The sequence below is a fragment of the Amycolatopsis sp. NPDC049688 genome (genome assembly GCF_040674975.1).
Lineage (GTDB): Bacteria > Actinomycetota > Actinomycetes > Mycobacteriales > Pseudonocardiaceae > Amycolatopsis.
The window spans coordinates 161,212-183,091 of record NZ_JBFANY010000017.1 but is presented as its reverse complement, the minus strand read 5'-3'; the positions used below and the strand labels follow the sequence as shown (position 1 = coordinate 183,091).

At 72.8% G+C, this 21,880-nt stretch carries 25 protein-coding genes; 12 read left to right on the top strand and 13 right to left on the bottom strand.

The window, feature by feature from the left end; genetic code table 11:
• The first annotated feature begins 5 nt into the window (after positions 1-5).
• On the top strand, positions 6-407 hold the full coding sequence (locus tag AB0J55_RS37760; RefSeq protein ID WP_364260059.1) for a zinc-ribbon domain-containing protein: 402 nt from the start codon (positions 6-8) through the stop codon (positions 405-407).
• A 144-nt stretch (positions 408-551) separates the two neighbouring features.
• On the opposite strand, the gene AB0J55_RS37755 is transcribed toward AB0J55_RS37760, so the two are convergent.
• Positions 552-992 carry a hypothetical protein gene (locus AB0J55_RS37755; RefSeq protein WP_364260056.1) on the bottom strand — a complete coding sequence of 147 codons (441 nt, stop codon included), beginning with the start codon at positions 990-992 and terminating at the stop codon, positions 552-554.
• Positions 993-1,117: 125 nt separating this feature from the next.
• Here AB0J55_RS37755 and AB0J55_RS37750 point away from each other — a divergent pair, with 125 nt between their 5' ends.
• The 3 genes from AB0J55_RS37750 to AB0J55_RS37740 all read left to right on the top strand — a co-directional run bounded on the left by AB0J55_RS37750 (position 1,118) and on the right by AB0J55_RS37740 (position 3,183).
• A complete protein-coding gene (locus AB0J55_RS37750) occupies positions 1,118-1,552 on the top strand; it encodes a single-stranded DNA-binding protein (protein WP_364260054.1) in 435 nt (144 codons plus the stop codon).
• Between the two features lie 179 nt (positions 1,553-1,731).
• Positions 1,732-2,022 carry a hypothetical protein gene (locus tag AB0J55_RS37745; RefSeq protein WP_364260052.1) on the top strand — a complete coding sequence of 97 codons (291 nt, stop codon included), beginning with the start codon at positions 1,732-1,734 and terminating at the stop codon, positions 2,020-2,022.
• A 156-nt stretch (positions 2,023-2,178) separates the two neighbouring features.
• The gene (locus tag AB0J55_RS37740; protein ID WP_364260049.1) at positions 2,179-3,183 is read left to right on the top strand and encodes a pirin family protein; all 1,005 of its coding nucleotides are present in this window, start codon (positions 2,179-2,181) and stop codon (positions 3,181-3,183) included.
• On the opposite strand, the gene AB0J55_RS37735 is transcribed toward AB0J55_RS37740, so the two are convergent.
• Together AB0J55_RS37735 and AB0J55_RS37730 are read right to left on the bottom strand one after the other, a co-directional pair.
• Positions 3,157-4,002 carry an alpha/beta hydrolase gene (locus tag AB0J55_RS37735; protein WP_364260046.1) on the bottom strand — a complete coding sequence of 282 codons (846 nt, stop codon included), beginning with the start codon at positions 4,000-4,002 and terminating at the stop codon, positions 3,157-3,159. The genes AB0J55_RS37740 and AB0J55_RS37735 overlap by 27 nt on opposite strands.
• A 43-nt stretch (positions 4,003-4,045) precedes the next feature.
• Positions 4,046-4,720 (bottom strand): GntR family transcriptional regulator, encoded by a 675-nt coding sequence (locus AB0J55_RS37730; protein WP_364260043.1) that lies wholly within the window; start codon positions 4,718-4,720, stop codon positions 4,046-4,048.
• 41 nt (positions 4,721-4,761) lie between these two features.
• Here AB0J55_RS37730 and AB0J55_RS37725 point away from each other — a divergent pair, with 41 nt between their 5' ends.
• Entirely contained in the window at positions 4,762-6,393 is a 1,632-nt protein-coding gene (locus tag AB0J55_RS37725) for a thiamine pyrophosphate-dependent enzyme (RefSeq protein ID WP_364260040.1), read from the top strand.
• On the opposite strand, the gene AB0J55_RS37720 is transcribed toward AB0J55_RS37725, so the two are convergent.
• The gene (locus tag AB0J55_RS37720; protein ID WP_364260037.1) at positions 6,390-7,772 is read right to left on the bottom strand and encodes a pyridoxal-dependent decarboxylase; all 1,383 of its coding nucleotides are present in this window, start codon (positions 7,770-7,772) and stop codon (positions 6,390-6,392) included. The two genes, AB0J55_RS37725 and AB0J55_RS37720, sit on opposite strands and share 4 nt — an antisense overlap.
• Positions 7,773-8,194: 422 nt before the next feature.
• Positions 8,195-9,154 carry a phosphatase PAP2 family protein gene (locus AB0J55_RS37715; protein WP_364260184.1) on the bottom strand — a complete coding sequence of 320 codons (960 nt, stop codon included), beginning with the start codon at positions 9,152-9,154 and terminating at the stop codon, positions 8,195-8,197.
• Between the two features lie 116 nt (positions 9,155-9,270).
• Between AB0J55_RS37715 and AB0J55_RS37710 the strand changes: the two genes are divergently transcribed.
• Genes AB0J55_RS37710 through AB0J55_RS37700 form a run of 3 tightly spaced genes read left to right on the top strand, consistent with a single transcriptional unit; the run spans position 9,271 to position 11,848 of the window.
• Positions 9,271-9,960, top strand: coding sequence for a response regulator transcription factor (locus tag AB0J55_RS37710; protein ID WP_364260034.1), 690 nt, complete (start codon positions 9,271-9,273; stop codon positions 9,958-9,960).
• Positions 9,957-11,366, top strand: coding sequence for a HAMP domain-containing sensor histidine kinase (locus AB0J55_RS37705; protein WP_364260031.1), 1,410 nt, complete (start codon positions 9,957-9,959; stop codon positions 11,364-11,366). The genes AB0J55_RS37710 and AB0J55_RS37705 overlap by 4 nt, the downstream gene beginning before the upstream one ends.
• Positions 11,363-11,848: a hypothetical protein gene (locus AB0J55_RS37700; RefSeq protein WP_364260028.1), complete on the top strand. Its 486-nt coding sequence runs from the start codon at positions 11,363-11,365 to the stop codon at positions 11,846-11,848. The genes AB0J55_RS37705 and AB0J55_RS37700 overlap by 4 nt, the downstream gene beginning before the upstream one ends.
• A 19-nt stretch (positions 11,849-11,867) precedes the next feature.
• Here AB0J55_RS37700 and AB0J55_RS37695 read toward each other — a convergent pair whose 3' ends face one another.
• Positions 11,868-12,458, bottom strand: coding sequence for an NAD(P)H-dependent oxidoreductase (locus AB0J55_RS37695; protein ID WP_364260025.1), 591 nt, complete (start codon positions 12,456-12,458; stop codon positions 11,868-11,870).
• 94 nt (positions 12,459-12,552) lie between these two features.
• Here AB0J55_RS37695 and soxR point away from each other — a divergent pair, with 94 nt between their 5' ends.
• The gene (soxR, locus tag AB0J55_RS37690) at positions 12,553-13,035 is read left to right on the top strand and encodes a redox-sensitive transcriptional activator SoxR (RefSeq protein WP_364260022.1); all 483 of its coding nucleotides are present in this window, start codon (positions 12,553-12,555) and stop codon (positions 13,033-13,035) included.
• A 1-nt stretch (position 13,036) separates the two neighbouring features.
• Here soxR and AB0J55_RS37685 read toward each other — a convergent pair whose 3' ends face one another.
• The 3 genes from AB0J55_RS37685 to AB0J55_RS37675 form a co-directional block, all read right to left on the bottom strand.
• Entirely contained in the window at positions 13,037-13,546 is a 510-nt protein-coding gene (locus AB0J55_RS37685) for a DUF664 domain-containing protein (protein WP_364260019.1), read from the bottom strand.
• Positions 13,547-13,619: 73 nt separating this feature from the next.
• Positions 13,620-14,213 (bottom strand): hypothetical protein, encoded by a 594-nt coding sequence (locus tag AB0J55_RS37680; protein ID WP_364260016.1) that lies wholly within the window; start codon positions 14,211-14,213, stop codon positions 13,620-13,622.
• A gap of 2 nt (positions 14,214-14,215) precedes the next feature.
• Positions 14,216-14,914, bottom strand: coding sequence for a hypothetical protein (locus AB0J55_RS37675; RefSeq protein WP_364260013.1), 699 nt, complete (start codon positions 14,912-14,914; stop codon positions 14,216-14,218).
• A 253-nt stretch (positions 14,915-15,167) separates the two neighbouring features.
• Here AB0J55_RS37675 and AB0J55_RS37670 point away from each other — a divergent pair, with 253 nt between their 5' ends.
• Positions 15,168-15,908: an SDR family oxidoreductase gene (locus AB0J55_RS37670; RefSeq protein WP_364260010.1), complete on the top strand. Its 741-nt coding sequence runs from the start codon at positions 15,168-15,170 to the stop codon at positions 15,906-15,908.
• On the opposite strand, the gene AB0J55_RS37665 is transcribed toward AB0J55_RS37670, so the two are convergent.
• Entirely contained in the window at positions 15,905-16,333 is a 429-nt protein-coding gene (locus AB0J55_RS37665; RefSeq protein ID WP_364260007.1) for a DUF6314 family protein, read from the bottom strand. The two genes, AB0J55_RS37670 and AB0J55_RS37665, sit on opposite strands and share 4 nt — an antisense overlap.
• Before the next feature lie 68 nt (positions 16,334-16,401).
• Between AB0J55_RS37665 and recQ the strand changes: the two genes are divergently transcribed.
• Positions 16,402-18,240 (top strand): DNA helicase RecQ, encoded by a 1,839-nt coding sequence (gene recQ, locus AB0J55_RS37660; RefSeq protein ID WP_364260004.1) that lies wholly within the window; start codon positions 16,402-16,404, stop codon positions 18,238-18,240.
• 1 nt (position 18,241) lies between these two features.
• Here the strand turns inward: recQ and AB0J55_RS37655 are convergent, their stop codons facing one another.
• Positions 18,242-18,463 carry an antitoxin gene (locus tag AB0J55_RS37655; RefSeq protein WP_364260001.1) on the bottom strand — a complete coding sequence of 74 codons (222 nt, stop codon included), beginning with the start codon at positions 18,461-18,463 and terminating at the stop codon, positions 18,242-18,244.
• Between the two features lie 153 nt (positions 18,464-18,616).
• On the opposite strand from AB0J55_RS37655, the gene add reads away from it, so the two are divergent.
• On the top strand, positions 18,617-19,591 hold the full coding sequence (add, locus tag AB0J55_RS37650) for an adenosine deaminase (protein ID WP_364259998.1): 975 nt from the start codon (positions 18,617-18,619) through the stop codon (positions 19,589-19,591).
• Here the strand turns inward: add and AB0J55_RS37645 are convergent.
• Both AB0J55_RS37645 and AB0J55_RS37640 read right to left on the bottom strand, forming a co-directional pair.
• The gene (locus AB0J55_RS37645) at positions 19,569-20,936 is read right to left on the bottom strand and encodes a VWA domain-containing protein (protein ID WP_364259995.1); all 1,368 of its coding nucleotides are present in this window, start codon (positions 20,934-20,936) and stop codon (positions 19,569-19,571) included. The two genes, add and AB0J55_RS37645, sit on opposite strands and share 23 nt — an antisense overlap.
• Positions 20,933-21,814 (bottom strand): MoxR family ATPase, encoded by an 882-nt coding sequence (locus tag AB0J55_RS37640; RefSeq protein WP_364259992.1) that lies wholly within the window; start codon positions 21,812-21,814, stop codon positions 20,933-20,935. Before AB0J55_RS37640 ends, AB0J55_RS37645 begins: the two co-directional genes overlap by 4 nt.
• Positions 21,815-21,880 lie beyond the last annotated feature (66 nt).

Genomic DNA, 21,880 nt, shown 5'->3' with positions numbered 1-21,880 from the left:
GACCGATGCTGATCTGGGGCTGGCGCACGCGGATCTACGTGCTGGCGATGACGACCTTCCTGTGCGGCCGCTGCGGCAACCCCGCCTCCCACGCGGTGCGCAAGGCGGTCACGAAGTTCACGCTGTTCTTCATCCCGTTGTTCCCGATCAGCGTCAAGTACACGGCGCAGTGCACGTTCTGCGGGATCGAGAACCGCATCCCGAAGGAGGACGCGGTCCGCCTGCAGGCGCAGGAAGAGCAGAACCAGGCCCAGCCGCAGGCCGCACCGGGGTACCCCCAGCAGGGCCTGCCGCAGGGTCTTCCGCAGCAGGGCGTTCAGCACCCTTCCGGGTACCAGCACCCTTCCCAGCCGCAGGGGTTCCCGCAGCCGGGCCAGCAGGGCCAGTTCCCGCAGCAGGGTCAGTAGGCAGGAGCCCGGCCGCCACCTTTCCGTGGCCGGGCCTCCGATGCCGAGCCTTTCCGCGAGCACACCTCCCCGACCCTGAATCCCTCCCGCAAACAGGCCTCCGGGTGCCGGAACCACCCCCGCAGCAAGTACCCGGCTCAGCCGCTAACCGCCCACCGGCACGAACCCCGCGGTCCACCGCCCGATCCGCACCGCAGCCGCCGCGCGGACCGCGGCCACCGCGTGCGCGGCCGGCCGGGCGAGCGCGGGCCGGACGTCCGGCGGCACGCGGCCCGGCGCGTCCGCGACCTCCCGCGCAAGACCACCCATCCGAGTGAGATCCGCGGCGGTGTGCACGGCCGCGACGACCGCCTTCACCTCCGCCTCCCGCGGCGCGTGCAGGGCCGGCAGCGCACACGCCTGGTCCTCGCACGCGGCCCCGAGCGCGGCCGCCGCGGCGACCTGCTCGCGCCCGTGTCCGCCCAGCGTGTGGTCACTTTCCAGGACCGAGCGCGTGGCGTCTTCGAGCGCGATCGCGACGAGTCCGCACAGGTCCGCCTGCCGGCAGGCGAGCGTGAACAGTTCCTTCTGGAACGCGGTCGGCATGGCGGCCGGAAACCAGCCGGACGGGTGCCGGCCTCTCGTCCCCCGGCCCGGAATTGTCGGACCCCCATGCTCTCCTCGACGGGCAAGAGCGGTGCACCCCGCACCCGGAGCAGAAGGAGAGACCGATGGCAGGCGAAACGACGGTCACGGTGGTCGGCAACCTGACGACCGACCCCGAACTGCGGTTCACCCCGGCCGGCGCGGCGGTCGCGAACTTCACGGTCGCGAGCACCCCGCGGCAGTACGACCGCGAATCCGGCACCTGGCGCGACGGCGACGCGATGTTCCTGCGCTGCAGCCTGTGGCGGCAGTACGCGGAAAACGTCGCGGAGTCGCTGGTGCGCGGAACCCGCGTCGTCGTCCACGGCCGGCTGAGACAGCGGTCGTACGACACGAAGGAGGGCGAGAAGCGCACCGTGATGGAGCTGGAGGTCGAGGAGATCGGGCCGGCCCTGCGCTACGCGACCGCCAAGGTGACCAAGGCCGTCCGGGCGACGGGCACCGAGGGCAGCAGCGCGTGGACTCCGGAACCGGTGGCGGTGGGCGACCCGCCGTTCTGAGCCCATCCGTTCGCGGCCGTCCTCCGAACGTCCGTCGACGGGGATTCGACCCGATCTGGACCGCCGGCGGTGACGATGAAGGAACGCTCCGGCCGGTTTCCACCCGCATGTCGAAATCCCGTCTTCCGGTTCGACGCAGAGGCAGGGACAAGGCCGAACCACGAGCGGGAGGGACCGAGATGAACGGGAACGAGAAGACCGGCTCACCGGCGGCGCACCCCGTGGTCAACCACCGGATGCGGGCGATGCTGCGAGCGGTCGGCGCCGGCCGCGCCCTGGTGTCCTGCAGCAGCGAACCCGACCTGTTCATCGACGGCCTCTCCTGCGGCGACCAGTTCGCGGCCCACGAGCTGGCCCACCAGGGCCTGGTCCGCGCGGCCCGGCCGGGCCGCCCGGGCGAGCTGGTCCCGGCCGTCCTGACGGCGGCGGGCCAGGCGGTCATCACGGCCGGGGAACGCCCCGCGGCCTGACCCGGCAACGGGCACGGTGTTTGACAACTCCACAAAGCAAAGGCGCCCTCCCGGCCCGGCGGCGCGGCTTCGATCGTCCTGGCGGCCGTTCCGGGCCCGGCTGCCGTGACCCCGCCCACCCGCGCACCACCCGGGATCGCGACTACCGTGGCGGACATGAGCAACACCGAGGCCGCCCCCGCCGAGCTCGCCTGCGGCGACCGGCCCGCGGCCGCCGATCCCGACCGCCCGGCCGTCGAGGTCCTCACCCCGCGTGAGGTCCCGCTGGGCGGCCCCCGCGCGATGCGCGTGCGCCGGACCCTCCCCCAGCGGTCGCGTTCCCTGATCGGCGCGTGGTGCTTCGCCGACCACTACGGCCCGGACGAGGTCACCGGGCCCGGCGCGATGGACGTGGCCCCGCACCCGCACACCGGCCTGCAGACGGTGAGCTGGCTGTTCGCCGGCGAGATCGAGCACCGCGACAGCCTGGGCACGCACGCCCTGGTCCGGCCCGGCGAGCTGAACCTGATGACCGGCGGCCACGGCATCTGCCACTCGGAGGTCTCGACCGCGGCCACGAAGACGCTCCACGGCGTCCAGCTCTGGGTGGCCCTGCCCGAGCGCCACCGGCACACCGCACGGGCCTTCGACCACTACGTCCCGTCGGTGAACCGGATCGAAGGCGCGGAGATCCGGGTGTTCCTCGGCTCGCTGGCCGGGCGCACGTCCCCGATCCCGACGTTCACCCCGTTGCTGGGCGCGGAGGTCGTGCTGAGCCCGGACGCCCACATGTCCCTCGGCGTGGATCCCGGCTTCGAGCACGGCATCCTGGTGGACACCGGCGAAGTCGTCGTGGCCGGCACTCGCGTCCGCGCGGCGGAACTCGGGTACGTCGGCACCGGCGTGCGCTCCCTCACCTTGAGCAACCGCGGTACCGTCCCGGCCCGGTTCCTCCTCCTGGGCGGCACCCCGTTCGACGAAGAGATCCTGATGTGGTGGAACTTCGTCGGCCGCACCCACGAGGAGATCGCCGCGTTCCGCGAAGCGTGGCAGGCCGGATCGGACCAGTTCGGCAGCGTCACGGGCTACCCGGGTGAACGCCTGCCCGCGCCGGCCCTGCCGACGGTCCGCATCAAGCCCCGCCGCAATCCGGCGTCAGGCCAGGAACGCGCCCACGGCTGAGCCGAACGCGGGTGCGTCGTCGAGCCACGGGTAGTGCGCGGCGCCGGGCAGCACGACGACCTCGCCGTCCGGGAACAACCCGGCGAGCCGGGCCGCGACCGCCGGGCTGGCGATCCAGTCCAGTTCACCGGCCAGCACCAGCACCGGACCGGTGACGCCACCGAGCGCGGTGCGGGTCGTGCCGGGCTCGAAAGCGCCCGCGGAGTTGTAGATCCGCGCGGCTGTGCCGTTGCGCTGCACGCGTTCCCCGGCGTGGTGGCGCTGGGCCGCGGAGTCCCAGCGGCCGTAGTACAGCGGCGCGACGGCGGCCCAGTCGGCGGCCGTCGCGGTCTTCGCGGCGATCGCCTCGTAAGCGGCGGACGCGGCGGCGAACCACGGCGCGCCGGCCCGCCGGGCCACGATCCGCCGTCGTTCGGCGGCGGGCAGTTCGAAGCCGGCGGCCCGGGGGCTGGGCGCGATCAGCGCGAGCCGGCGCAGTCGCTCCGGGTACCGGGCCGCGTAGTGGAGGGCCAGGCTCGCGCCGGCCGAGTGCCCGAGCAGGTCGAACCGGTCGAGGCCGAGGTGCTTGCGCAGCGCCTCGACGTCCTCGACCTGCCGGTCGCACCGGTAGGTGGCCGGGTCGCGGGGCTCCTCGGAGGCACCGGTGCCCCGCAGGTCCAGCACGGCGAGGCGCCGCCGGGCGGTCAGCCCGCCGAGGTCCCCGAGATAGCCGCCGGCCCGCATCGGCCCGCCGGGCAGGCACACGACCGGCGGCTCGGCACCGGAGCCGTGCAGGTGGACGGCGAGCCCGGTGCCGTCCGGGGCGGGGAAGACCGGCATGCCCCGACCCTGGCATCCCGCCTCCGGGGAAACAACCGGCGGGTCACCGATCCCGGGCGAGATAGGCGTCCAGGGTCGCCATCCGGTGGCTCCGGGCGAACCGCTCGACCTCCGCCGGCTCGGCTCCGCTCTCGATCAGCTCCAGCAGCTGTTCGTGTTCCTCGACCGACACCGGTGCGCGTCCCGGCACCGACGTGAACGTGCTGTCGCGGACGGCGGCCAGGCGGGTCCAGCAGCGCTGGACCAGGTCCACCAGGTTCGGGTTGGGGCAGGCGCGGAACAGCACCTCGTGGAACTCGGCGTTCAGCGCGGTGAACGCCAGCGGGTCGAACTCGGCGAGGCTGCGGCGCATCCGGTCGTTGAGCTCGCGGGCCCGGCCCAGTGCCTCCGCCGTCAGGTGCGGCGCGGCCAGGCCGGTGGCCGCGCCCTCGACGATCGCCACGGTCTGCATCGCGTGCTGGTAGGCGGTGGGATCGATGGCCACGACCCGGGCACCGACGTTCCGCTCGAACTCGATCAGCTCTTCGGCCTCCAGCCGGCGCAGCGCCTCGCGGACCGGCACCGCGCTGACGTCGAGCTCGCGGCCGATCTGGTCGAGCACCAGCCGGTAGCCCGGGCCGTACCGGCCGTCGAGGATCCGGGCCTTGATCGTCTCGTAGGCCAGCTGGGACTTGGTGACCGGTCTTCCCGCGGACGCGCTGATCATGTAGGAAACCATATATGGTTCCGCCGACGGACGACGCTCAGGAGGCCGCGCCGATGCCGATCCCCCCGCCTGCCCCGACCGCGGCCGACCTGATCGTCGACGGGCTGCGGGCCCACGGCGTGGACACCGTCTTCGGCCTGCCCGGCGTGCAGACCTACGACCTGTTCGACAGCCTCGCCCGCGCGGACGGCGAGATCCGCGTGATCGGCGGCCGGCACGAGCAGACGGTGGCCTACATGGCGTTCGGGTACGCCCAGGCGACCGGGCGCACCGGCGTCTGCACTGTGGTGCCGGGCCCCGGCGTCCTCAACGCGTCGGCCGCGCTGCTCTCGGCGCACGGGGCGAGCGCCCCGGTGCTGTGCCTGACGAGCGAGATCCCGCGCGCGTACCTCGGGCGCGGGCTCGGGCACCTGCACGAGATGCCGGACCAGCTGGCGACCCTGCGCACGATCACGAAGTGGTCCGCGCTGGTCGAGCACCCGGCGGAGGTCCCCGACGCCTTGGCGACGGCGTTCCGGGAGGCGGCAGGCGGGCGGCCACGGCCGGTGGCCCTGGCGGTGCCGTGGGATGTGCTGGGGTTGCGCGCTCCCGCCGAAGCCTCCGGCCCGCTGCCGCTGCCGCGCCCGGCCGTCGACCCGGTCGCCGTCGGCAAGGCCGCCGAGCTCCTGGACGGTGCGAAGCACCCGATGATCATGGTGGGCGGCGGCGCCCGGCACGCCGCCGCCGAGGTCCGGGCGCTGGCCGAGCGGCTGCAGGCGCCGGTGGTGCCGTTCCGCGGCGGCCGTGGCGTCGTGGGCGACGACCACCCGCTCGGCTTCACCTGCGTGTCCGGCTTCGAGCGCTGGGCCGAGACCGACGTCGTCATCGGCATCGGATCGCGGCTGGAACTGTCCTGGTTCCGCTGGCCCGGCAAGCCCACGGGCCTGAAGACGATCCTGCTCGACATCGACCCGCGGCAGGCGACCCGGCTCGAGGCGGACGTCGCGGTCGTCGCCGACGCGGCCGACGCCACGGCCGCCCTGACCGCGGCCGTGGGTCCACGACGGACGGACCGGACGGCGGAGTTCACCGCGCTGAAGGCCGCCGTGGCGCAGCGGTTCGCCGACGTCGGACCGGAACTGGAGTACCTCCGGGCGATCCGGGACGTGCTGCCGCGCGACGGCTTTTTCGTCGAAGAGATCTGCCAGGTCGGCTTCGCGTCGTACTTCGGGTTCGAGGTGTACGCGCCGCGCACGTTCATCACCTGCGGCCACCAGGGCACACTCGGCTTCGGCTACCCGACGGCGCTGGGGGTGCAGGCGGCCTTCCCCGGACGTCCGGTGGTTTCGGTGGCCGGGGACGGTGGTTTCCTGTTCGCCGCGCAGGAACTCGCCACCGCTGTCCAATACGGACTGAACGTGGTGGCGGTCGTGTTCGACAACGGGTCCTACGGCAACGTCCACCTCGACCAGGAGCGCCTCTTCGAGGGCCGCGCACTGGGCGGCCGGCTGCACAACCCGGACTTCGCCCGCCTGGCCGAGACGTTCGGCGCGCTCGGCCTGACCGCGCGCACGCCGGACGACCTCCGCGGCGCCCTGGACAAGGCGTTCGCGGCAGGCCGGCCGTCGCTGATCCACGTGCCGTGCGAGCTGGGCGTGGGCGCGTCGCCGTGGAAGTACCTGATGCCGAAGTCGGACCGCAGTTAGCCGGCCCGCTGTTCGAGCGCGGCGAAGATCCGGTCGACGTCGGCGGCGGTCGTCCGCCAGTTGCTGAAGGCGGCGCGCAGCGCGGGCCGGCCGTCATGGACCGTCGGGGTCAGGAACGTGGTCCCGTCTTCGGCGATGGCGCGGACGAGGGCGTCGATGCGGTCCTGGGTGGCGTCCCCGGCCGGGGTGAAGCAGACGACGTTGAGCCGCACCGGCGCGAGCAGGTGCCAGCGGGGCGAGCCGTCGATCCGCGCGCCCAGGTCCCGGGCCAGTGAGACGCAGCGCTCGACGATCTCGCGGTGCCCGGCGCGGCCGTAGGCGACGAGCGAGAACCAGGCGGGCAGGGCGCGCAGCCGCCGGGAGTTCTCCGGCGTGAGGTGCAGGAAGTCCGGGATGTCGCCGATTTCGCCGAGGTAGGCCGCGTTGTTGCTGAAGACCCGCAGCTGCAGATCGCGGCGGCGGGTGAACTGGACGGCCGAATCGTAGGGCACGTTGAGCCACTTGTGCAGGTCGACGACCACCGAGTCGGCCTGGTCGAGGCCCGCGGTGAGCGCCGCGTGCTCCGGCGCGAGCGCGGCGAACCCGCCGAAGGCCGCGTCGACGTGCAGCCAGAAGTCGTGACGCTGCTTGAGCGCGGCGATCGCACGCAGGTCGTCGAAATCGACCGTGTTGACGGTCCCCGCGTTCGCGACCACGATCGCCGGGCCGTCGAGCGTCTCGAGCACCTCGGCGAGTTTCGCGACATCGACGGCTTCGCGGCCCGGAAGCACCGGCACCTTCCGCAGGGAGGAACGTCCCATCCCGAGGAACGACAACGCCTTCAGGACGCTGGAGTGCGGCGAGCCGGAGAGCACGGTGACGGGCCCGAGCGCGGCGGCGCCTTCGACGGAGACCGTCACGCCGGCTCGTTCGCCGAGCCACTCGCGGGCGATGGCCAGGCCGGTCACCGTGGACATCGTGGCGCCGGTGACGAACGCGCCGGAGAACTCTGGGCCCAGCCCGAAGAGTTCGGCCAGCCAGCCGACGGTCTCGCGTTCGAGGTCCTGTGCGGAGGAGTCCATCCCGCTGGCCGGGTTCTGGTCGTAGGCGGCGGTGAGCCAGTCGCCGGCCAGCGAGGCGGGAGTGGCCCCGCCGGTCACGAACCCGAGGTACCGCGGCCCGGCACTGCCGGCGAAGCCGGGCTCCCACTTCCGCGAGAACTCCTCCAACGCACCCCGCGCCCCGGCGCCCCCCTCCGGCAGCGGCGCGGCAAGCACCCCCACGGGCGGAACAGCGGCCGCCCGTTCACCCAGCCCGGCGAGCGCCGCACCGGCGATTTTGCTTGCGGCATCGAGAAGATCGGGCAGGGAGTGCAGATCATCGGCCAACCTCGGGTCCATACCCCGACGCTAGGCCGCTGCCCACCCCCTGTCGCGGTCCAATCCCCCGAAACTGGCCTCCCGCCCCACCACTCACCACCCCAATGCCCGCCCACCCACACGAGATGCCCGGCAAGTCCCACGAACCGACCCCTTAGGCCAGCGAACCGACCCCACAGGCACGCGAGCCGACCCTCCAAGCACGCAAACCGACCGCGCAGGCACGCAAGCCGACCACGCAAGGCCCCGAACCGATCCCACAGGCACGCAAGCTGACCACGCAGGTTTCCGAACCGACCCTCCAGGTACGCAAACCGACCCTCCGGGTACGCGGCCCGACCCTCCAGGTACGCAAACCGACCGCCCGGGCACGCCAACCGGCGGTCCGCGCAAGCGAACCGGCGGTCCGCGCAGGCGAACCGCCGGCTCAGCAGCTCCACAACTCAGCGAGCCGACGGCCCGGCACCCCCAGCGGAGTACACGCCCCGTCCCTCCGGCCCGCCGCCATCCCGGCTCACCCGCCGGAGCCGGCGGACCCGGCCCTCCGCCGGGTCGAACGTCACCCGCCTCAACGGGGCCGCCACCAGCAACACCACCGCCTCCGCCGACAGCGCCGCCAGCACCATCGCCGCCACGAACTGGGCTGCTCCCGAGGTTGCCGTCGCCAGTACCGCGAAGCCCGCCAGGACCACCGCCGGCGGGGCCAGCAGGCCCGTCAGCACCGGTACCCACGGCACCCGGTCACCGTCGGGGCGGCGGGCGGACACCACCGCCGCCCCGGCGCAGGTGACCGCCGCGACCAGCAAGCAGCCGCCGACGGTGTCGCTCAACCGGTGCCAGCCCAGTGCCACCGCAGCCGCCGAGACCCAGGCCACGCCGAACCCGCCCGCCGTCAGCGCCGTCGACCGGAACCGGCGGGGCAGGACGATCGCGAGCGCCACCAGCACCGCCATCGCCGCGCTCACGTGCCCGCTCGGGAAACTGTTGTGGCTCGCCACGCCCAGCCGGTCGTCGGTGCTCGGGCGGTCCAGCACGTACAGCTTGAGCAGCTGCGCCACCACCAGGGGCGCCGCCAGCAACAGCAGGGCCGTCACGCCGAGGGCGAACCGCCGCCGGGCCAGGGAGATCACCACCAGCAGCACCGCCACCCCGCCGAGCACGACCACCAGGTCGGCTTCGCGCAGCGGGGCCGCCCAGTCCACCGTCGTCGACTGGGCGCTGTGGACGACGCCGTTCTCGACGCCGCGGCCGGCCTGGGTGCGGACGAACAACAGGTAGGCCGCGACGAACGCCAGGGCGAACCCGGCCGCGCTCGCCGCCAGGACCGCGGTGCGGGACGCGGCCCGGGTCGCGAGCGCGGGGCCGGCCGGGCGGGGCGCGGAGGGTGCGTCGGTGAGGATCACTGCCATGTCCCCGAGTCTCGGACGCGCATTTCGGGATCCCGTCAGGACGATGTCATGGTTTTGCAACAAGATCCGCCCGGGTCGCCATGACGTGCGCTTTTCCGAATAATGGCGCCGTGGCCGAGGTACTGGTGGTAGAGGACGACGCGGCGGTGCGGGAAGGTCTGCAGCTGGCCCTGCGCAGGCAGGGACACGTGGTGCGCACCGCGGAATCGGGCGAGCTCGGCATCGAGGCGCTCGTCCAGCACCGGCCCGACCTCGTCGTGCTCGACCTGATGCTGCCCGGCATGGACGGCTTCGAGACCTGCCGGCGGATGCGGGCCTCGGGCCCCGTCCCGATCATCATGCTCACCGCCCGCAGTGACGACTTCGACGTCGTCGCCGGGCTCGAAGCCGGCGCCGACGACTACGTCGCCAAGCCGGTCGAGCCGCGGGTGCTGGACGCGCGGATCCGGGCCGTCCTGCGCCGGGCCGTCGGCGAACGGCCCGGCGAGCCGGCCGCGGCCGAGGAACGGCATGGTGACCTCGTGATCGACCGGGCCGCGCTCGAGGTGACCAAGCGCGGCGAGCCGGTGTCGCTGACGCCGACCGAGCTGAAGCTGCTGCTGGAACTGTCGCGCACGCCCGGGCAGGTGTACAGCCGCCAGCAGATCCTCTCCGCCGTGTGGGACCACGACTACCTCGGGGACTCCCGGCTCGTCGACGCCTGCGTGCAGCGGCTGCGCGCGAAGATCGAGGACGTCCCGGCGAAGCCGGAGCACGTGCAGACGGTCCGGGGGTTCGGTTACCGGTTCGGCCGGTCGTGACGGCACCGCCGATCCGGACGTGGCTCGCCGGGCTGCGGCCCCGGCTGGTCGCCGCCTTCGCCGTGATCATGATCCTCGGCGCCACCGCGGCCGCGGGCGCCAGCTACGTCTCCGCGCGCCGGGCCATCCTGGAAGGCATCCAGGACCAGACCATGCTGAAGCTGCGCGACCAGGTCACCGCGTACCTGCCGACCATTTCGGTGCCGCCGTCCAGGGGCACACTCGACGCCTTCGCGACGGCTCTCAAACCCAGCAACGTGCTCGTCGTCTACCACGACCTGCACTCGTCGGCGGGGCTCTCGCTCGACGAGGTGCCGGCCGGGTTGCGCCACGCCGTGGCCGGCACCACGAACATCCAGTTCCAGCGCGTCGACCTCGGCGGCGTCCCGACGTTCTTCGTCGGCCTGCCGGTGCAGACCGCCAGTGGCCGGCCGAGCGGCCTCGAGGTCTACGCGATGGTGTTCCTGACCGACCAGCGGGACGCCATCGACGAGCTGGCCCGCAACGCCTGGGTGTACTCCGCGCTCGCCCTGCCCATCGCCGTCGCCGTGGCGCTCCTGGCCGCCCGGCAGGTGCTGCGGCCGGTGCGCGCGCTGAACACCGCGGCGAGCCAGCTCGGCCGCGGCCGGCTGGACGTGCGGCTGCGGGCGAAGGGTTCGGACGAACTCGCCCAGCTGGTCACCACGTTCAACCACACCGCCGCGGAGCTGGAGCGCACGGTGGGCACGCTGCGCACGATGGAGGCGGACGCGCGGCGGTTCGTCGCCGACGTCTCGCACGAGCTGCGGACGCCGCTGGCGGCGATGAACGCGGTCACCGACGTCCTCGACGAGGACGCCGAACAGCTGCCGCCGGACACCGCGGTCGCGGCGCGGCTGGTGTCGGCCGAGACGCGGCGGCTGACCCGGCTGGTGCAGGACCTGATCGAGATCTCCCGGTTCGACGCCGGGCGGGCGGAGCTGCGCCGGGAGGAGCTGGACGTCGCCGCGGCGATCGGCGACAGCCTCGCCGCGCGCGGCTGGGAGCCCGGTGCCGAACTGGTCGCCGACCTGCCCCCGGGAATCACCGCCCGGCTGGACCGGCGGCGGCTCGACATCGTCGTGGCGAACCTGGTCGGCAACGCGCTGCGGCACGGCGCGCCGCCGGTCGAGGTGGTGCTGCGGGAGGAGTTCGGTGCCGTCGTGCTCACCGTCACCGACCACGGTCCCGGGATCCCCGCCGACGTCCTGCCACGGGTCTTCGACCGCTTCACCAAGGCCGACACCGCCCGCGCCCGGTCCGAAGGCAGCGGCCTCGGGCTGTCCATCGCCCGGGAAAACGCGCGGCTGCACGGCGGCGACATCGTCGCGGCCGACACCGGCGGCGGCGCCCGGTTCGAGCTGCGCCTGCCGCGGGAGGGCGCGTGAAGAAACTCCTCGTCCTGGCGGTGCTGCTGCTGGTGAGCTCGTGCGGGATCAAGCCGACGCCGGTGCTCGGGGCGGGGCCGGCGCCGACGCTGCGCAACCCGGTGAACGACGGGCCCGGTACGGACGCGACCCTCTACTTCGTCCGCGACGGCCGGCTGGCCCCGGTGTCGCGGCCGGCCGGATTCCCGGCGACCGTCGACGGGGCCCTGGCGATGCTGCTGGCCGGGCCGACCTCCCAGGAAGCGGCCGACGGGTACACGACCGCGCTCCCGGAGCGGTCCGGAGCACTCACGGTGTCTTCCGGACCTCCGGTGACGATCAACGTCTCGTTCTCCCTGCGGCTGATCACCGGCACCGGCATCAACCAGCTGGTCTGCACCGCGTCCGCCGCCCTGGTGGTACAGGGCCGGAACTCCGCCGACGGCGGCATCGCCCTGGCCGGGCCGGACGTCCGGCTGCCGTACCAGACCTGCCAGGCGTGAGCGGCATGTCGACATGGCGTCAGGCGGGATAGGGGCGCGCCGCCCGGGCCTCGGCCAACGACCGGGCCCACCACCCGAGCTGGCCGAGCATCGCCTTCGCCGCGACGCCCGCCGCCTCGTCGATCGGCACGCCGTCGTCGCCGAAGCACGCGTGCGCACCATGGAAGCTGACGGTCTCGCGGATGGTCACCGCGTGCAGCTCCGCGAAGACCGCGCGCAGGTGCTCGACCGCGCGCAGGCCACCGGAAATGCCGCCGTAGGAAACGAAGGCGACCGGCTTGGCCCGCCATTCCGGCTGGTGCCAGTCGATGGCGTTCTTCAGCGACGCGGGAAAGCTGTGGTTGTACTCCGGGGTGACGACGACGAACGCGTCCGCGGCCGCCAGCCGAGGGGCCACCTTCGCGACCGCGGCGACGACCGCCGGGCTCGGCTCGGCGCCGAACGCGGGCATCACCAACGGCAGATCGGGCTCGGCGAGGTCGACGACGTCGACCGCGAAACCGCCGTGCCGGCCCGCGACACCGGCCACCCAGTCCGCCACCACCGGCCCGAACCGTCCTTCCCGGACACTTCCCACGATCACCGCGACCCGCACCGGCTCTTCCGACACATCTCCTCCTCGGCACAGCGGAACATTGCTGCACCCCAGGATGGAAGTTCAAGCTCCCTTGAAGTCAAGACGCTGGCTGTGGTTGGCTTCCGCCATGACGAACGTCGCGGCCCGGCCGCTGCCCGACCTGACGGTCGGCGAACTTTCCCGGCGCAGCGGGGTTCCCGCGTCGGCCCTGCGCTTCTACGAGGATGAAGGGCTCATCCACAGCCGCCGCACCGCGGGCAACCAGCGGCGCTACCGCCGCGACACGCTGCGGCGCGTGACGTTCATCCGGATGTCCCAGCGGGTCGGCATGCCGCTGTCGAAGATCCGGGAGGTGCTCGCCCTGCTCTCCGACGACCGGACGCCCACCCGCGCCGACTGGGCGCGGATCTCCCGCTGCTGGCAGGAGGACCTGAACGCGCGGATCCGCCAGCTGGAGCAACTGCGCGACCAGCTGGTCAACTGCATCGGCTGCGGCTGCATGTCCATGGCCAGCTGCAAGCTCGCCAACCCGGACGACCGGCTCGGCGTGGCCGGCCCGGGCCCGCAGCGGCTGGCCGACCACCGCGGCGAGGGCTACGAGGACTGCTGAGCTACCGGCGTTCCAGCAGGCCGCGGACGTACATCGCCTGGCCGGCGTGCTGGATGTCGTCGTCGAGGACGCTGATCAGCCGGACGCCGAGGGACACCGGCGGGTCCCACGCTTCGTCGACGATCCGGTCGAGGTCGTCGTCGGCGAGGCCGGAGACGTACCGGAGGGTCTGCTCGTGCACGGCGTCGTAGTAGCCGGTCAGCAGGCCGGGGTCACCGACCCGGACCGCCTCGACGTCGGCCGGACGGTGGCCGTAGCCGGTGTCGCCCGCGGGGAAGGGGAGGCCGAACCGGGAAAGCCAGTCCTGGCCGGTCCACACCTGCTCGGTCCCGGCCACGTCGGCGACGTGGTCGTCCTGGACCCGGGTGAGGTGCCACACCAGCCAGGCGATCGAGTTGGCTTCGCCGTCCAGCCGGGTGCGGAGCTGCTCGGCGGTGAGTCCCTCGACCGCCGCGTGCACCGTCCCCTGGACCCGGCCGAAGCCGTCGACGAGCAGTTCGGCCACGTTCATTCCGCTGCCTTCCGTTGCTGACCCCGGTTCCCCGGCGGGCTACCCGATCATGCCCGCCGGGAAACGGTGTCCGCTAGCGGGGCAGCAGCTGGTCGAAGAACGAGCGGTAGCGGCGCAGCGCGATCCGCAGCTCCTCGGTGGCCGGTTCGCCCTGCTGCCACTGGCTTTCCAGCTCGCTCTTGTGCTCGGCGAAGGTGGTGGCGAGCGCGCTGATCACGGCCGCGACGAGCTCGTCGGCCTGCTGGACGGCCTGCTTCGGGTCGTCGACGAAGCCGGTCTGGACGTTCTGCCAGCGGTCGCGGAACCCGGTGACCTTCTCCTCGTCGATCAGCGGCGGCGCTTCGACGTCGCCACCCGAGGCGGCGGGCGTTTCCACATCTCCGCCCGAAGCGGCGGGCGTCTCCACGTCCCCGCCCGATTCGGCGGGCGCCTCCACGTCCCCGCCCGATTCGGCGGGCGTGCTGTCGGTGTCGTGCCGCCCGGCCGAGGCCAGGTCGGCGGTGCTCAGGTTCTGGTCGTCGCCGGCCGTGCCCGGCTCGCCGAAGGCGGCCCGGTCCTGGCCGGGTACCTCGGTGCCGCTGTCGCCGGTGTAGGCCTCGCGGTCGTCTTCATGCCCGGTCAGGTCCCGGTCGTCCTCGGCGTCGTGCCGCGTCAGGTGATCGGTCATGGTCAACGTCCTCCACTCGACTCGGTCCGCGGGGCCGCGGACGCCTGGCGCTCGGTCTCGTGACGGTCGGTGTCCCGTCGTTCGGTGTCGCTGTCGTGGTCGGTGTCGCGGCCGCCGTGGTCGTGGCCGTTGCGGCGGTCGTGGTGATCATGGTGGTCGTGGTGCTCGTCGTCGGCGCCGTCGGTCAGCAGGTCCTCGAAGACGGTGCGGTAGCGCACCATCGCGTCGCGCAGGTCCTCAGTGGACGCTCCGTCGCGCTTCTGCTGCGTGGTGTGCGCGGCCCGGTAGTGCTCCAGGGTCTTGGCGTGCCGCACGGAAAGGTCGGCCACCTGCTGCTCGTAGCCTTCCGTCGGGTACCCGCGTTCGGCCATCAGGGAGTTCAGGAGCTGATCGGCTTCGGCGACCGCGGCGGACGGCTGGTCGACGAACTTTTCCTGCACCTGCGCCCATTCCCGGGCGTAGCGCTCGCGCGCCGACGCCGAAAGCGGGCGGATGTCGAGTTCCTTGTGCCGGCGCTCCCGCTCGGCGAGCTCACGCTGCGCCGCCCGGGGGCTGTCCTTCTCCGCGACCGTGCGGTCGTACTCGGGACCGAACCGCTGCTGCAGCCGTTTTCGCTGCATTTCCTGCGTCACCAGCCAGATCACGGCGCCGAGCACCGCGACGGCCACGACGACGATCAACACGATCAGCCATGTGGGCATCGCTCAAACTCCTTCAAGGATGTCAAGCCCCCGATGCGTCCGGTGTTCCCGGATTACCTCGGCCGAAAACGGGCACCGGCCGCCTGACCTCGGGATTCGGCCGACCGGCGGCGTGGATACGGCCGGATGCCGCGCCGCGCCACGCGGTGTGACGACACCGACACGACACCCCTTACCGGTGTTACCGCTGCAGTGATATCGTTGATAACAGAAGCGGCGGACAAGGCGCCGCCCGGACCGGAAGAAGGAACCGATGAGCACCACCGGCACCCGCGTCGCGATCGTCACCGGCGGCTCCCGCGGCATCGGCCGTCAGGTCGCCGAACGCCTGGCCGCGGACGGCATGGCGGTCGTCGTCAACTACGCCGGCAACGAAAAGGAGGCCACGGCCGCCGTCGACGCCATCACCGCGCGCGGTGGCCGGGCGATCGCGGTCCGCGCCGACGTGGCCGACCCGGCCGCGGTCGCGGAGCTGTTCGACACCGCGGAACGCACCTACGGCGGCGTCGACGTCGTCGCCCACCTGGCCGGGGTGATGAACCCGCCGACCCCGATCGCCGACACCGACTTCGACGTCCTCGACCGGGTGCACCGCACCAACATCCGCGGCACGTTCGCGGTGGCCCAGCAGGCGGCGCGGCGGGTGCGCGACGGCGGCGCGGTGATCACCACCTCGACGTCGGTGCTCGGGCTCAACCTGCCCGGCTACGGCATCTACAACGCGACGAAGGGCGCGGTCGAGGCGATCACCATGATCCTGGCGCGCGAGCTGCGCGGCCGCGACATCACCGTGAACACCGTCGCCCCCGGCCCGACCGCGACCGCGCTGTTCCTCGACGGCAAGGACGAGGAGACGATCGAGCGGATGGCCAAGCAGCCGCCGCTGGAACGGCTCGGCAAGCCCGAGGACATCGCCGAGGTCGTCGCGTTCCTCGCCGGCCCGGCGCGCTGGGTGAACGGCCAGGTGCTGCGCGCCAACGGCGGCATCGTCTAACGGGTGAACCGGCTGATGATCACGTGGTCCTTCGCCGGTCCGCGCACCGCCCACTCCTGGCGCCAGCGCCGGGCGTCCGTCACGCGGTACTGGCCGCGGTAGTGGTCGGCGCGGCAGGGGTGGTCCGCCGTCCAATGGCCTTCACGCAGGTCGAGGTCGTGGAAGAAACCGCCGTGGTCGAAGTGCACCGCCGCGCGGCCGGGGCCCGCCGGGCGGTAGTGCAGGGTCCGGGTGACCGGCCCGGTGTGGCCGCCGAGCCGCAGCTCGCCCTCCTCGTGGTAGACGAGGACGCCGCCGGCTTCGGTGAAGGTGGCGGTGCCGGTGACCGACCCGGCCGGGTCGCCGTCCGCGGTGCGGATTTCCCGGTCCAGGTGCCAGGCACCGCCGAAATACGCGGCGAGATCGGGCACGGGCAGGTACTCCACCCCTGCAGTCTGCCACCCCGCGGCGGGGCGGGCCGGAACTGTCGGACCCCCGCTCTATAGTCGGCCGGGTGGCAGAGACCGACCTCGCACCCGCGTCCGACGCGCTGGAGACCCTCCGGCGCGTGTTCGGCTACGACAGCTTCCGCGGCGACCAGGCGGCGATCGTCGAGCACGTGATCGCCGGCGGCGACGCGCTCGTGCTGATGCCCACCGGCGGCGGGAAGTCGTTGTGCTACCAGATTCCCGCGCTCGTGCGGCCCGGCGTGGGCGTGGTCGTCTCGCCGCTGATCGCGCTGATGCAGGACCAGGTCGACGCGCTGCGCAACGCCGGCGTCCGCGCCGGTTTCCTCAACTCCACCCAGGACTACGCGGCCCGGCAGGAGGTGGAGGCGGCGTTCCTGAACGGCGAGCTCGACCTGCTCTACCTGGCGCCGGAACGGCTTTCGGTCGAATCCACCGTGCGGCTGCTCGACCGCGGCAAGATCTCGCTGTTCGCGATCGACGAGGCGCACTGCGTCGCCCAGTGGGGCCACGACTTCCGGCCCGACTACCTCCAGCTTTCCGCGCTGCACGAGCGGTGGCCGGACGTGCCGCGGATCGCGCTGACGGCGACCGCGACCGAAGCGACGCACAAGGAGATCGCGGCGCGGTTGAACCTCGACGAGGCCCGGCACTTCGTCGCGAGCTTCGACCGGCCGAACATCCAGTACCGGATCGTCGGCAAGAACTCGCCGCAGCGCCAGCTGCTCGAACTGCTGCAGACCGAGCACAAGGGCGACGCGGGGATCGTCTACTGCCTGTCCCGCAACTCCGTCGAGAAGACCGCGGAGTTCCTGGTGCAGAACGGGATCCCGGCGGTGCCGTACCACGCGGGGCTCGACGCGCGCACCCGGGCGAAGCACCAGTCCCGGTTCCTGCGCGAGGACGGGCTCATCGTCGTCGCGACGATCGCGTTCGGGATGGGCATCGACAAACCGGACGTCCGGTTCGTCGCGCACCTCGACCTGCCGAAGTCGGTCGAGGGCTACTACCAGGAGACCGGCCGGGCGGGCCGCGACGGCCTGCCGTCCACCGCCTGGCTCGCGTACGGGCTGCAGGACGTGGTGCAGCAGCGCAAGATGATCGACACGTCCGAGGGCGACGAGGCGCACCGCCGCCGGCTGGGCGCGCACCTGAACGCGATGCTCGCGCTGTGCGAGACCGTCGAGTGCCGTCGCGTGCAGATCCTCAACTACTTCGGGCAGCAGGCCGGCCCCTGCGGCAACTGCGACACGTGCCTGAACCCGCCGGAGAAGTGGGACGGCACGATCCCGGCGCAGAAGCTGCTGTCGACCGTCGTGCGGCTGCGCAACGAGCGGCGCCAGAAGTTCGGCGCCGGCCAGGTCATCGACATCCTGCTCGGCAAGTCCACGCCCAAGGTCACGCAGTTCCAGCACGACACGCTCAAGACGTTCGGCATCGGCACCGAGCTGCGCGAGCCCGAGTGGCGGGCGGTGGTGCGCCAGCTGCTGGCCCAGGGCCTGCTCGCGGTCGAAGGCGACTACGGCTCGCTCGTGCTCACCGAAGGCAGCGCGGAGGTGCTCGGCGGCGAGCGTCAGGTGCTGCTGCGCCGCGAACCCGAGCGGGCCGCCACCGCGAAGGTCCGCAGCACGCGGAAGGCCGCCGCCTCCGCGGAGATGCCCGCGGAGGCGGCGCCGCTGTTCGAACGCCTGCGCGCCTGGCGGGCCGCCGTCGCGAAGGAGCAGGGCGTGCCCGCGTACGTCGTCTTCCACGACGCGACCCTGCGCCAGATCGCCACGCAGCGGCCGTCGTCGCTGGCGGAGCTGGGCACAGTCAGCGGGGTCGGCGAGAACAAGCTCGCCAAGTACGGCGAAGGCGTCCTCGAGGCCCTGACGGCGGCCGGGTGACCTAGCGGGTGGCCGGTCCCGGGTGGCCCGGCTGCCCGGTCACCGAGTTCACCTTGCGGACCGCACCGGCGATCTGCTGGTGGTACTTGCCCTTGGTCTTGTCGTCGACGAACTTCGCGGCCTTGCCGACGACCTGGTTCACCTTCTCGGGGTTCTTCTTGGCGTACGCGCGAGCCGCACCGGCGGCGCCGGCCAGCATGGTCAGCTTCTTCATCAGAGGCACGGTGGCCCTCCCTCGTCGGTAGCGGTCATCCTGACAACGCGGACGAACCACCCGGAGGTTCCCCGTGTGACGAGGCCCAAAACCTGGGCCCGCCACGGCCGGCCCCGGAAAATGCCGCGCGGATCCCCGCCGCGCCGCTCTAGGCTCGCGATCATGCGCGACCTGGCCGCCCTGCCGAAGGCCCACCTGCACGTCCACCTGGAGAGCACGATCCGCCCGGAAACGCTCCGCGAACTGGGCGAAGCCAACGGCGTCGACGTCCCGGGCGAGCCGCCGGTGTTCGACGGCTTCCGCGCCTTCGCCGACTACAACGCCCTCATCCGTTCGTGTCTGCAACGACCGGAGGACTTCGAGCGCATCGCCCGCGAGTACGTCGAGGACGAAACCGCGCAGGGCACGCGCTACGCCGAACTCACCTTCACCGCGGCCGCACACGGGGAACGGCTGGGCGACCCGGAAATGCCCCTCGAATCCGTCCTCAAAGGACTGTCGCAGCGCGGAGACCTGGCGTGGCGGCTGCTGCTCGACCACTCGCGGCGCCGTTCGGTCGAGCGCGCCGAGCGCACCCTCGACCTCGCCCTCAAGTACGACGACGTTTTCGCGATCGGCATGGCGGGCGAGGAAAACCACTCGCTCCGGCCGTTCGCGACGGTCTTCGAAAAGGCCCGCGCCGGCGGCCTCCACCTGCTGCACCACACCGGCGAGGACGCCGGCCCGGACAGCATCCGCGAGGCCATCGACGTGGGCCGTACCGAACGGCTCGGGCACGGCATCCGCGTCCTCGAAGACCCCGAACTGGTCGCCGAAGTCCGCGACCGGGGTCTCGCACTCGAGGTGTGCCCGTCCTCCAACGTGACGCTCGGTCTCGTGCCCTCGCTCGCCGAGCACCCGCTCCCCCGCCTGCTCGCCGCGGGGCTGACGGTCACGCTCAACACCGACGTCCCGTCGGTCACGGGCGCGAACCTGGCCGGGGAATACGCCCGGGTGCAGCAGGCTTTCGGCTACGACGACGCCGTGATGGCGGACTTCGCCCGCGCGAGCGTCACCGCGTCCTTCGCGCCCGAAGCGACCAAGAAGGCCATGCTGCGGGACATCGACGCGTGGCTCACACCGGCAGCAGCCGGGTGACCAGCGTGCCGAGCTGGTGCACCGTGCGGCACTCGTGCATCTCCACGACACCGGCGTACTCCAGCGCCGCGGAGTCGCCGGTGGACCACAGGGACCTCCGCTCCGGGTTCAGCCAGTAGACGTGCCGGGCGCGGGCCTTGATCTCGCGGACGGCGTCGAGGTTCGGGTCGCCGCCGTTCGTGCGGGCGTCGCCGAGGATCAGCACCGACGTGCGCGGGCCGACCGCGTCGAGCCAGTTCGCCGTGAACTGGCGCAGGGAGCCGCCGTAGTCGCTGTGGCCGTCCCAGCGCACCAGGGCGGCCTCGGCCAGCATGCGCGCGCCGAGGTGCTCGGGGTCGGCCGCGCCGGTGGTGACCAGGTGGGTGACCTCGTCGGTGCTGTCGACGAAGGCGAACACCCGGATCTTGCTGAACTGGTCGCGCAGCGCCTGCACCAGCAGCATGGTGAAGTTCGCGAAGCCGGCGACGGACCCGGAGAGGTCGCACAGCAGCACGATTTCGGGCCGGCCCGGACGGCGGTGGCGGTAGGCCGGCCGCAGCGGCACCCCGCCGGTCGACAGCGACCGCCGCAGCGTGCGGCGCAGGTCGATCTGCCCGCGGGTGGTGCGCTTGCGGCGGGCGGCCAGGCGCGTCGCCAGCTTGCGGGACAGCGGCTGGATCGTCCGGCGCAGCTCGGCGAGCTGGGTGCGGCTCGCGATGAGGAAGTCCACCCGATCCGGCGAAGGCGCGATGGCGTGCTTGGCGACGCGTTCCCGGCCGCGGACCTCGGCCGCGCGCCGGCGCGCCTCGGTGCGGACCTGCCCGCGGAAGCCTTCGACGCGGCGGCGGATCTCGTCGCGATCGAGCCGGTCGGTGAACTCGCCGCGCGCGCCGCCGCCGCGGACCGCGGCCAGCACCCGCGCGATCAGCGTCTGCGGCTGGAGCCGCTCCAGGGTCTGGTGGGCGGAGAAGCCGCCGCCGGGCCCGGACGCCGAGCCGTACTGCCCGAGCAGCTCCACCGCGAGCCCGGCCAGCTGCCCGAGCGCCTGCTGGTCGCCCTCGGCGAGCGCGGCGGCCAGCTCTTCCCGCAGCTCTTCCAGCGTCGTCGGCCGGTCTTCGCGGGCGCGTTCGGGCGTGCCGATCCCGGCCGGGAAGTACAGGTCGAACGCGGCGTCGAAGACCGCGCGCTGCCCGCCGCGGCGGACCAGGGCGGCGGCCAGGCCTTCGCGGACGAGCGAGCGGTCGTCGAGGCCGAGGACTTCCAGCGCGGCCGCGGCGTCGACCGTCTCGCTCGGACCGGCCGGGATGCCCTGGGCCCGCAGCGCCCGGACGAACTCCGCGAGCCGCTCCGGCACGCCGCCGGTCACGACGCGTCCAGGACCTGTTCGAGCTTCAGGCCGGCCCCCGCCTTGGCGATGTCGTCCTGGTGCTTGAGCACGACGCCGAGGCTCTCCCGCACGACCTGGTCGTCCAGCGTCGACGCGCCGAGGGCGAGCAGGGTGCGCGCCCAGTCGACGGTCTCGGCGACCGACGGCAGCTTGCGCAGGTCCATCGCCCGCAGCGCGGCGATCACCCGGACGACGGAATCGGCGAGGGCGGCGTCGATGCCGGGCACCTTGAGCCGGACGATGTCGCGCTCGAGCTCCTCGTCCGGGAAGCCGATGTGCAGGAACAGGCACCGGCGGCGCAGTGCCTCGGACAGCTCGCGCGTCGCGTTGGAGGTCAGCACGGCGAACGGCGCGCGGGTGGCGGTGATCGTGCCGAGCTCGGGGACGGTCACCTGGAAGTCGCCGAGGACCTCCAGCAGCAGGCCCTCGACCTCCATGTCCGCCTTGTCGGTCTCGTCGATCAGCAGCACGGTCGGCTCGTCGGAGGAGATCGCGGTGAGCAGCGGGCGGCGCAGCAGGAACTCCTCACCGAAGATGTCGGTGCGGGCCTGCTCCCAGGTCTCGTCGCGGCCGGCGGTGATCCGCAGCAGCTGCTTGGCGTGGTTCCACTCGTACAGCGCGCGGGCCTCGTCGATGCCTTCGTAGCACTGCAGGCGCACCAGCCGCGACCCGCTGACCTGGGCGACGGCCTTGGCGAGCTCGGTCTTCCCGACGCCGGCAGGCCCCTCGACCAGCAGCGGCTTGCCCAGCCGGTCGGCGAGGAACACGGTGGTCGCCACCGCGGTGGATGCGAGGTAGCCGGCCCCGGCCAGCTTGGCCGACACGTCGTCGACGGAGGTGAAGAATCCGGTGCCCACCACGTGCCTCCTAAGCGGTTGCTCACCCCGGACTCTACCGGACCGCCGGACACGCGCACCCGGGTT